At 47.2% G+C, this 7553-nt stretch carries 8 protein-coding genes; 2 read left to right on the plus strand and 6 right to left on the minus strand.

The features are described 5' to 3' along the window. The 4 genes from Q0605_RS07700 to Q0605_RS07715 form a co-directional block, all read right to left on the minus strand. The coding region (locus Q0605_RS07700; RefSeq protein ID WP_298705772.1) for a HepT-like ribonuclease domain-containing protein at window positions 1-367 on the minus strand (367 nt) is incomplete at its 3' end. Next, the gene (locus tag Q0605_RS07705) at window positions 360-710 is read right to left on the minus strand and encodes a nucleotidyltransferase domain-containing protein (RefSeq protein ID WP_298705775.1); all 351 of its coding nucleotides are present in this window, start codon (window positions 708-710) and stop codon (window positions 360-362) included. The genes Q0605_RS07700 and Q0605_RS07705, both read right to left, overlap by 8 nt. Before the next feature lies 1 nt (window position 711). Continuing rightward, window positions 712-1284 (minus strand): NfeD family protein, encoded by a 573-nt coding sequence (locus tag Q0605_RS07710; protein ID WP_298705778.1) that lies wholly within the window; start codon window positions 1282-1284, stop codon window positions 712-714. After that, complete coding sequence (locus Q0605_RS07715; RefSeq protein WP_297988488.1) at window positions 1281-2201, minus strand: stomatin-like protein; 921 nt, start codon at window positions 2199-2201, stop codon at window positions 1281-1283. Before Q0605_RS07715 ends, Q0605_RS07710 begins: the two co-directional genes overlap by 4 nt. Before the next feature lie 119 nt (window positions 2202-2320). Here Q0605_RS07715 and Q0605_RS07720 point away from each other — a divergent pair, with 119 nt between their 5' ends. Then, window positions 2321-3511 carry an MFS transporter gene (locus tag Q0605_RS07720; protein WP_298705781.1) on the plus strand — a complete coding sequence of 397 codons (1191 nt, stop codon included), beginning with the start codon at window positions 2321-2323 and terminating at the stop codon, window positions 3509-3511. Window positions 3512-3521: 10 nt separating this feature from the next. Here the strand turns inward: Q0605_RS07720 and Q0605_RS07725 are convergent, their stop codons facing one another. Continuing rightward, entirely contained in the window at window positions 3522-4673 is a 1152-nt protein-coding gene (locus Q0605_RS07725; protein WP_298705784.1) for an MFS transporter, read from the minus strand. A gap of 101 nt (window positions 4674-4774) precedes the next feature. Here Q0605_RS07725 and Q0605_RS07730 point away from each other — a divergent pair, with 101 nt between their 5' ends. Further along, a complete protein-coding gene (locus Q0605_RS07730) occupies window positions 4775-5368 on the plus strand; it encodes a hypothetical protein (RefSeq protein WP_298705787.1) in 594 nt (197 codons plus the stop codon). 331 nt (window positions 5369-5699) lie between these two features. Here the strand turns inward: Q0605_RS07730 and Q0605_RS07735 are convergent, their stop codons facing one another. Continuing rightward, window positions 5700-7421, minus strand: a complete 1722-nt coding sequence (locus Q0605_RS07735; protein ID WP_298705789.1) for an ABC transporter ATP-binding protein — start codon at window positions 7419-7421, stop codon at window positions 5700-5702. Window positions 7422-7553: the final 132 nt, after the last annotated feature.

The raw sequence follows: 7553 nt of genomic DNA on the forward strand, positions 1-7553 counted from the left end.
CCGATTTGCCTTTGCGATACGGCTTTAGTGCGTCGATGATTTTTTGATTTAGCGTCGGTAGATAGTCCTTGATCGCTATCTCTATCAGCTCAAAATTTAGCCGTTCGTATTCGTGCGAGGCGATATTCCTGGTGGCGTTGATAGCTCTTATTTCATCTTTGCTAAAGATCGCCAAAGCCTGCAAATCGTTGCTTTCTTGCAGACCCTTTAGCAGGGCGTGGATATTGATGAACTGCATCATTATCGCAGGCTGCAAAACGTCCTCGTCGGCAAGAGCCTGCGCTACGCCGCCCTCGCATTTTTTTAGGATGGATGAAATTTTATCAGATATCTTTTTTAATCGCTCGATGCTTGATCTTTCAAACATAAATCGCTCCTTGCAGTAGCTTCATTTTTTCTTCGCGACTTAAAGAGGTAGTATCGCACAGATCGACATTTACATTAAATTTACCGGAGAGCTTTTTTTTAAAATCGTCTAAAAAAACCAGCGCCGAAAAAGGGTTTCCTAGATTTTTTACCATTTTTGCCCCGTCGGTTTCGATTGCGATGTCGATGTCGGAAAATGCGTCGGCGCTACCCTTGGCGTAGCTACCGAAAAGCCCTAGCTCGGTAACGCCAACCGCAAAAAGCCTCTTTTTCTGCGACGATAAAAATTTTAAAATTTCATCTTTGCTGTTGATCGTTTTTTTTGGTGCGGTTTTAGCGCTCACTCTACGCCTCTTTCGGGTCTACGAGCGTTTCTTCTTTAGCCCCAGAGCTTTGCGCGTCTTTGCTTGCGGCGGCGTTAGAATTTTTATCGTCGGCGCTCGTGCTGTCCGCGTCGCCTAAATTTGCGTCGCCGTTATTTAAATTTACGCCGTCTGCGCCGCTAGAATTTCGACTGCCATCTTTTTTAACCACGATCTGGCCGTTTTTTACGCCTAAAATTTCGACGCGGTCGCCCTCGTTAAGCTCCGAAATTTCATCGCTTTTCCAAAACGTGCCTTTAAAATAGACCATGCCGTTTTTGATTACGCCGGTGCCGCTTTCGTCTAAAAAATTATCCTCGTGTTTCTCTTCAGGTTTGAAAAAGCGCGATTTTAGCGGCCTTTTAAGTGCGATTAGAAGCACGAAAGAAAGCACGAACGAAAGCAGAATTTGCACGTCCCAATCAAGGTGAAAGCCGAAGCTTAAAAGCCCCGTGATGAAAAATCCGGCGCTGAAAAATATAAAGGTGAAATCCATCACCAAAAGCTCGACGATCGCCAAAATCACGCCTATTATGATAAAAATCAGCGCGTTCATTTAGCATCCTTCGCGCCGTTTTTGCCGAGGAATTCTTTAAGCACGCTAAGAGAGCCGATAAGCTCACTCGTTTCGTAAGGCACTAGAATTTTATCTTTGCTCGGGTTTTTGGACAGCTCGCTAAAAGCGTTTACGCGACCCTGCGCGAGCAGGTATTCCGCCGCAAAGCTAGAAGCGCTCATCGCTAAATTTATACTGTCCATCGCGTCTTTTTGACCCTGTGCTAGCGCGATCTGCTCATATTTTTTCGCATCCGCCATACGCTCGATCGCCTCGGCTTCGAGCACCTTCTCCTGCTTTAGCGCCTCGGCGTTTCGGATGAGGGCTGCTTTTTCCGCCTCGGCTTTAAGCTCGATCGCGCGCTTTTCGCGCTCGGCTTTCATCTGCATATTCATCGCCTCTTCGATGCCGTGTGGTACCGAAATTTCGGAGATCTCCACGCGCATGATCTTTACGCCCCAGTTATCCGCAGCGTCGCCCAGAGCGATTTGCAGTTTGGAATTTAACTGATCGCGCGAACTAAGCGTGCTATCTAGGCTCATCTCGCCGATCGCGCTACGTAGCGTCGTCATCGCTAAATTTGAAATCGCGCGGCGATAATCCTCGACGTTGTAAAGCGCCATCTTACCGTCGATAACCTTCAAAAACACGATACCGTCGACGCTTATGTTGACGTTATCTTTTGTGATGACTTGCTGCTTGCTGATGTCCACGAGCTGCTCGCGCACGCTCATCTTCGCGCGCACCGCGTCAAAAAACGGCACGATGATGTGAAAGCCGCCGTCTAGCACCTTATGAAAGCGACCCAGCCGCTCGATGATTAAAATTTCCGATTGTGAGACGATCTTGACCCCCATCTTTAGAATTGCCGCGATGAGGACGCAAAATACTATTACCGTAGTTACGAACCCTTCCATTTTCACTCCTGAATTTAAAATTTCGCAATTATAGCATTTTTAGCTTATTTTGGCTTTTAAGGCGCGCCGTGATACAATTTCGCTAGATTGTTTATATTAAATTTACGGGATAAAATTTTATGATAAGATACATCGTGCTACTTCGCCATTCACGCAACTACCGCCTGCTCTTTTCGGCGGGTTTTATATGTATGTTCGGCTTGTGGTTTTCGGTCGTCGGGGTCGCTACGCTGCTCATTGGGCTTGGCGCGCCGGTGTGGGCGATTACGGCGGTGGGCGTCGTTTCGTTCGTGCCGAACGTTTTTTTAGCGCCCATCAACGGCATCATCGTGGATAAATTTCAACCAAAGCCGCTGATGACGGCGATGTTTATAACCGAGATGATCAGTATTTTCATGCTGATTTTTATCGATAGTTTGGATTATTTGTGGCTGCTGCTTTTGATCGTGGTCGTGCGAAGCGTCGCAGGCACGCTGTTTTTTCAGACCGAATCCTCCACGCTGCCGAAATTCCTAAGCCGTCCTTATCTCAAGCTTGCTAACGAGATGACGGGCATTATCTGGACGATCACATATACCTTCGGGATGGCGAGTGCGGGCGTTTTTATCCACTATTTCGGCGTGCGAGCGGCGTTTATTTTGGATTTTTGTTTATACGTTTTTTCGTTTTTTATCCTGCTGCGGCTAAATTTTAAAGACCTTGCAAGAAACGCGCCAGGACCCGTGTTTAAGATGCTAAAGGAGGGCTTTTCCTACCTACGCTTGCACCCTTTGGTGGTGCATCTCATCGTGCTTCACGCCTTCGTCGCCGTCACCACCTACGACAATCTCATCGCGCTTCTTGCGAAGTATAAATACAAAGAAATTTTAAGCGCCTCGCTAGTCATCGGGCTTATGAATATGTCGCGCTCGGCAGCTGCATTTTTCGGGCAGATATGGCTAAGCAAGATCGTAAACAAACACACCTTTTTTTGGATCCTGCTGGGGCAGTTTGCGGGCATCGCGCTATGGGCGGTGCTGGAGTTTAACTACTGGCTTTCGTTTGCGGGCATGATCGCGGCGGGATTTTTCATCACGACGGTGTGGTCGTATTCTTTTACGCAGCTGCAAAGCCACGTCGATAGGGAGTTTTTCGGGCGCGTTATCGCCTACAACGACATGGCGTATTTCATCGTCGCGACGCTCGTGTCGGCTGCGATCGGATTTTTTTTCGAGCTTGGATTTTCGCTTTCGCAAATCACCTTCGGCATGGGCTTTATGTTCGCAATCGCGGCATTTTATTATAAATTTTTGATCTACGAAAAAATTTAAAATTTTAAAGCTATCTTTTCGGCGCGATCTCGGGACGAAAAATAGCAAATATAAATAAAAAGCTCATCGCCGCGAAAAACACCCAGATAAAGCCGTTTGCGCCCAAAAATTTCATCATCGCGCCGATTATCAAAGGCGAACAGAGCGACGCGCTCGAATAGATAAAAAGCATTGCCGCTGAAATTTGCACGCGAGATGCGCCCTCGCCGGTGATGGAGTCGTTTGCGCGCGCTATGGCAAGCGAATACAAAGGAAAGGCGCCAAATCCCAACATCAACGCAAGCGCGCACGTTAGGATGAAGCTTTTGGCAAAAAATAGCGCCGCGCAGGAAGTAAGACCCACGACGCAAACTATCATTATGGCGCGTTTGCGACCAAACTTATCTGAAATAGTGCCGCAGACGAGCTGCGCTAAGAAGCCTCCTGCCATCGCCGATCCCATAAATGCGCCCACTGAGCCCACTCCAAGTCCCGCGCTTAGCACGAAAACGCTCGCCATCGAAAAAAAGCCGTTAATCAAAATGCCCGCGCAAACCACCGTCGCAAACGCAAGCGGCGGCACGATTGAAATTTGCGGCATCGAAATTCGCATGCGAGCGGGGACTCTAGGAGGATTGAAGCGGATTAAATTTACCGGCAGCAGCGCCAGGATGATGAAAAATGCGCTTAGCACGAAGACCTTCATCGTTCCGAAATTTAGCGCCAAAATTGCAACTCCTATCGCAAACGCGCCGTAAAAAACCGCTTCATAGATCGCCAGCACGCGGGAGCGGATAGAGTTTGTGATCTTTGAGTTTATCCAGCTTTCGATTATCATCAAAAGCGCGTAGTAGCAAAAGCCCAAAATAAAGCGCAAAATCGCCCAATATACGAGGTTTGAGCCAAGATCATGCAGCATTGCAGCAATTCCGAAAAGCGCCGTAAAGACCGCGTATGCCCGCACGTACGAGAGCGCGCCGATTATCGAAGGCACGAAAAAGCCGCTAAAGATCGCACCTAAAAAGAAAAACGCCGAAATCGCTCCGATCTCAAGCTCGCTGTGGCCGGATTCTTTTAGCATGATGCCCGCGCTTGCGATGACTAGCGCGTCGCCGATAAACATAAAGAAAATCCCCAGAAATAGGGGGCTTAGCGAGCGTGCCGCGCGCATAGATTCAAACAATGACTTTTCCTTGGAATTAAATTTGGCGTTATTGTAGCCTTTTATTGATTAAAGCTCGGTTTTTATGGCAAAATATTTGAAAAAATTTTGAAGGAGCGGGTATGAGATTAAAAATTTTAACCGCATTTTTACTGGTGGCGATATTTGGCGGATGCGCGGCGTTTCGAGGCAAGGTATATATATTGGAGGATCCCAAGGTAAAGGAAGCGTATAGCGCGATAGAGTTACCGTATAGCATTAAGATAGATGGAGAAACTTTTACCAGAAAGTATAAAAATCTTGCGGCGGCATATTATTTTTTAAACGGTGAGGAAGGATTTGGCTGGAGTAAGCTCGTATCTATATCATATTTCAACGACGTAAAAAATATCGATGAGTATGCGTATGGGATATATCAAGCGATCGAAGAGGCCAATGCGGGAAAAAAACAAGAGGATCGACGCTCCTTCGGCATTTTAAAGACCAACCATACGCAAGCTATAATAGTACTCCTCAATCCGCCCGCCCCCGGAGATCCTAATTTCAATAAATATGAAGTCGATCTAATGGTTGCAGATATGCAAAGCTGCGGACTTGTACTTGTGCAATATGCGAAAAATTTCGATTCGGATAGAGATTTTAAAAAGATGCGAAAATTTATAAAGGAAAATAAAGCTAAAATTTTATCGCAGATGCCGAAGATCAGGTGCAGGTAACGCGCTGAAAAGTCCAGCGTGCGATAAAATTTTACCGCAGCGGTTTTAAAACGGCGCGAGCGTTTAAATTTAGAGGCAAGCCGCAACGAAGCGCTGAAATTTTGAGATAAAATTTTAATCCAAACGTTAAAGCTCTAGTAGTCGTGCCTCGTCGCATCAAAGGGTCGAACTTTATTAAAAAGCCCTGCAGCCAAAGCGGCTATCCGCACGGCTAAATTTCAAAATAAAATTTCAATCTTTGCGGATAAATTTATGCGGTTTACTTCAAAACTAAAAATTCAAAATTTCATAGAGCAAAACCGGGGCGCAAAAGGGGCAGAATTTTAAAGCTCTAGCCGTTTTGCATTATCCCCTTTAGGCTGCGATACTCCTCGCACTCGCCCGTCAGCTTCGCGTCGGTGCCGATGGCGAGGATGCGGCCGTTTTTCATCACGGCGATATTATCGGCGCGCTCGATCGTGGAGAGGCGGTGAGCGATTACAAAGACGATTTTGCTTTGTTTGATCTTTTCGATGACGTTTGAGATCTCCTTTTCGCTTGCGTTATCCAGCGCAGAAGTCGCCTCGTCGAATATTAAAATTTGCGGGTCCTTATACAGCGCGCGCGCGATGGCGATACGCTGGCGCTGTCCGCCGCTAAGATTTGCGCCGAACTCGCTAAGCACGGTGTAAATTCCATCCTTCATCGAGCTTACGAACTCATAGGCGTTGGCGAGCTTGAGCGCTTCTATGACGCGCTGCTCGTTAAATTCCGCGCCGTAGCTTACGTTTTGCGCGATCGTGTCGTTAAAAATATAGACGCGTTGGCTTACCAGGCCGATGTTTTCGCGCAGGCTAGGGATGCTAAACTCGCCGATTTCGTCGTTGCCGTTGAATAAAATTTTACCGCTACTTGCGTCGTAAAAGCGCATCAGTAGGTTCACGACCGAGCTTTTGCCGCCGCCGCTGTTTCCGACGAGCGCTAAAATTTCGCCCTTTTTGACGCTGAAGCTTATATCTTTTAGCGCCGCCTTGTCGCCGTAGTTTAGCGACACGTCGCAAAAGCTCACCGAGCCGATCTCGCCCATCTGCTTTCCGCCTCCGACGATCGTAGGCTCCAAATCTATGAGCTCAAACGTCCGCTCGCTCGCCGCGATGGCGTCTTGCATATTGTTGTAGAGCGATGAGACCTTTTTTATCGGCGTGTAAACCATAAAAAGCGCTGTAAGGAAGCTGAAAAAGCTGCCGATGCTCATCTGGCCCGCGATGACCTCCTGTCCTCCGACGATGATCACCACGGCGATACCCACGGCGCCTAGCATCTCCATGATCGGGCTTACCAGGCACGTCGTTACGACCGCCTTTAAATTTAGACCGAAAAATTTCTTGTTTTCGGCGTTAAATTTCTCCACTTCAAAGCTCTCGGCGTTACTCGCCTTGACGATTTCGATGTTGGAGTAAATTTGACTGAGCGCCGAGGAGATATCGGAGGTTTTCTCTTGAGACTCACGCGAAATTTTTTTCATCCGCTTTGCAAGGCGCGAGAGTGGATATATCGCGCACGGAAAGACCACGAGCGCGAAAAACGAAAGCTTTGGGCTCTGATAGATCACGACGCCCAAAAGCCCCAAAATCGTAATGATCTGCGTAAAAAAATCGGGGATCATATTCGAAACTACGACGCGGATACGCTCGATGTCGTTGATCGTGCGGCTAATGAGCTCGCCCGTGCGGAAGCGGTTGAAAAAATCTACGTCCAGCCGCACGAGGCTTGCGACGAGCCTATCGCGGAAGCGGCGCACCGTGTCTTGACCGATGAAGGCGGTGAAGTAGTTTTGCATAAACGCACCGCCGCTTTTCATCGCGAAAACCACGATGATCGCGATCGGAAGCGTGTAGAGATACGGCTCGTTTTTTTCGACGAAAATTTTGTTTAAAACGGGCTCGACCAGCTTCGCGCTCGTAGCAGTCGCCACGCTCGTCATCACCATACCCAAAATCGCCAATGCAAACTGCGGCTTATAATCCCTAAAATAGGGCTTAAAGCGCGATAGTAAAGTTTTAAAGCCGTTCAAATGCTATCCTTTTTTATAAAATTTTTAAAATTTAAAATCCTAAAATTCATGAAATTTTAGAATTTAAAATTTCTGAAATTTTGTAATTCTTAAAATTTCAGGAATTTTCAACTCCGAAATTTCTAAAATTTT

This window comes from uncultured Campylobacter sp. (assembly GCF_938017705.1).
GTDB lineage: Bacteria > Campylobacterota > Campylobacteria > Campylobacterales > Campylobacteraceae > Campylobacter_B.

Bases quoted from the DNA above. Each gene is read 5' to 3' on its own strand.
- Q0605_RS07710 (WP_298705778.1), bottom strand. From the start codon at position 1,284: ATGAACGCGCTGATTTTTATCATAATAGGCGTGATTTTGGCGATCGTC.
- Q0605_RS07715 (WP_297988488.1), bottom strand. From the start codon at position 2,201: ATGGAAGGGTTCGTAACTACGGTAATAGTATTTTGCGTCCTCATCGCG.
- Q0605_RS07720 (WP_298705781.1), top strand. From the start codon at position 2,321: ATGATAAGATACATCGTGCTACTTCGCCATTCACGCAACTACCGCCTG.
- Q0605_RS07730 (WP_298705787.1), top strand. From the start codon at position 4,775: ATGAGATTAAAAATTTTAACCGCATTTTTACTGGTGGCGATATTTGGC.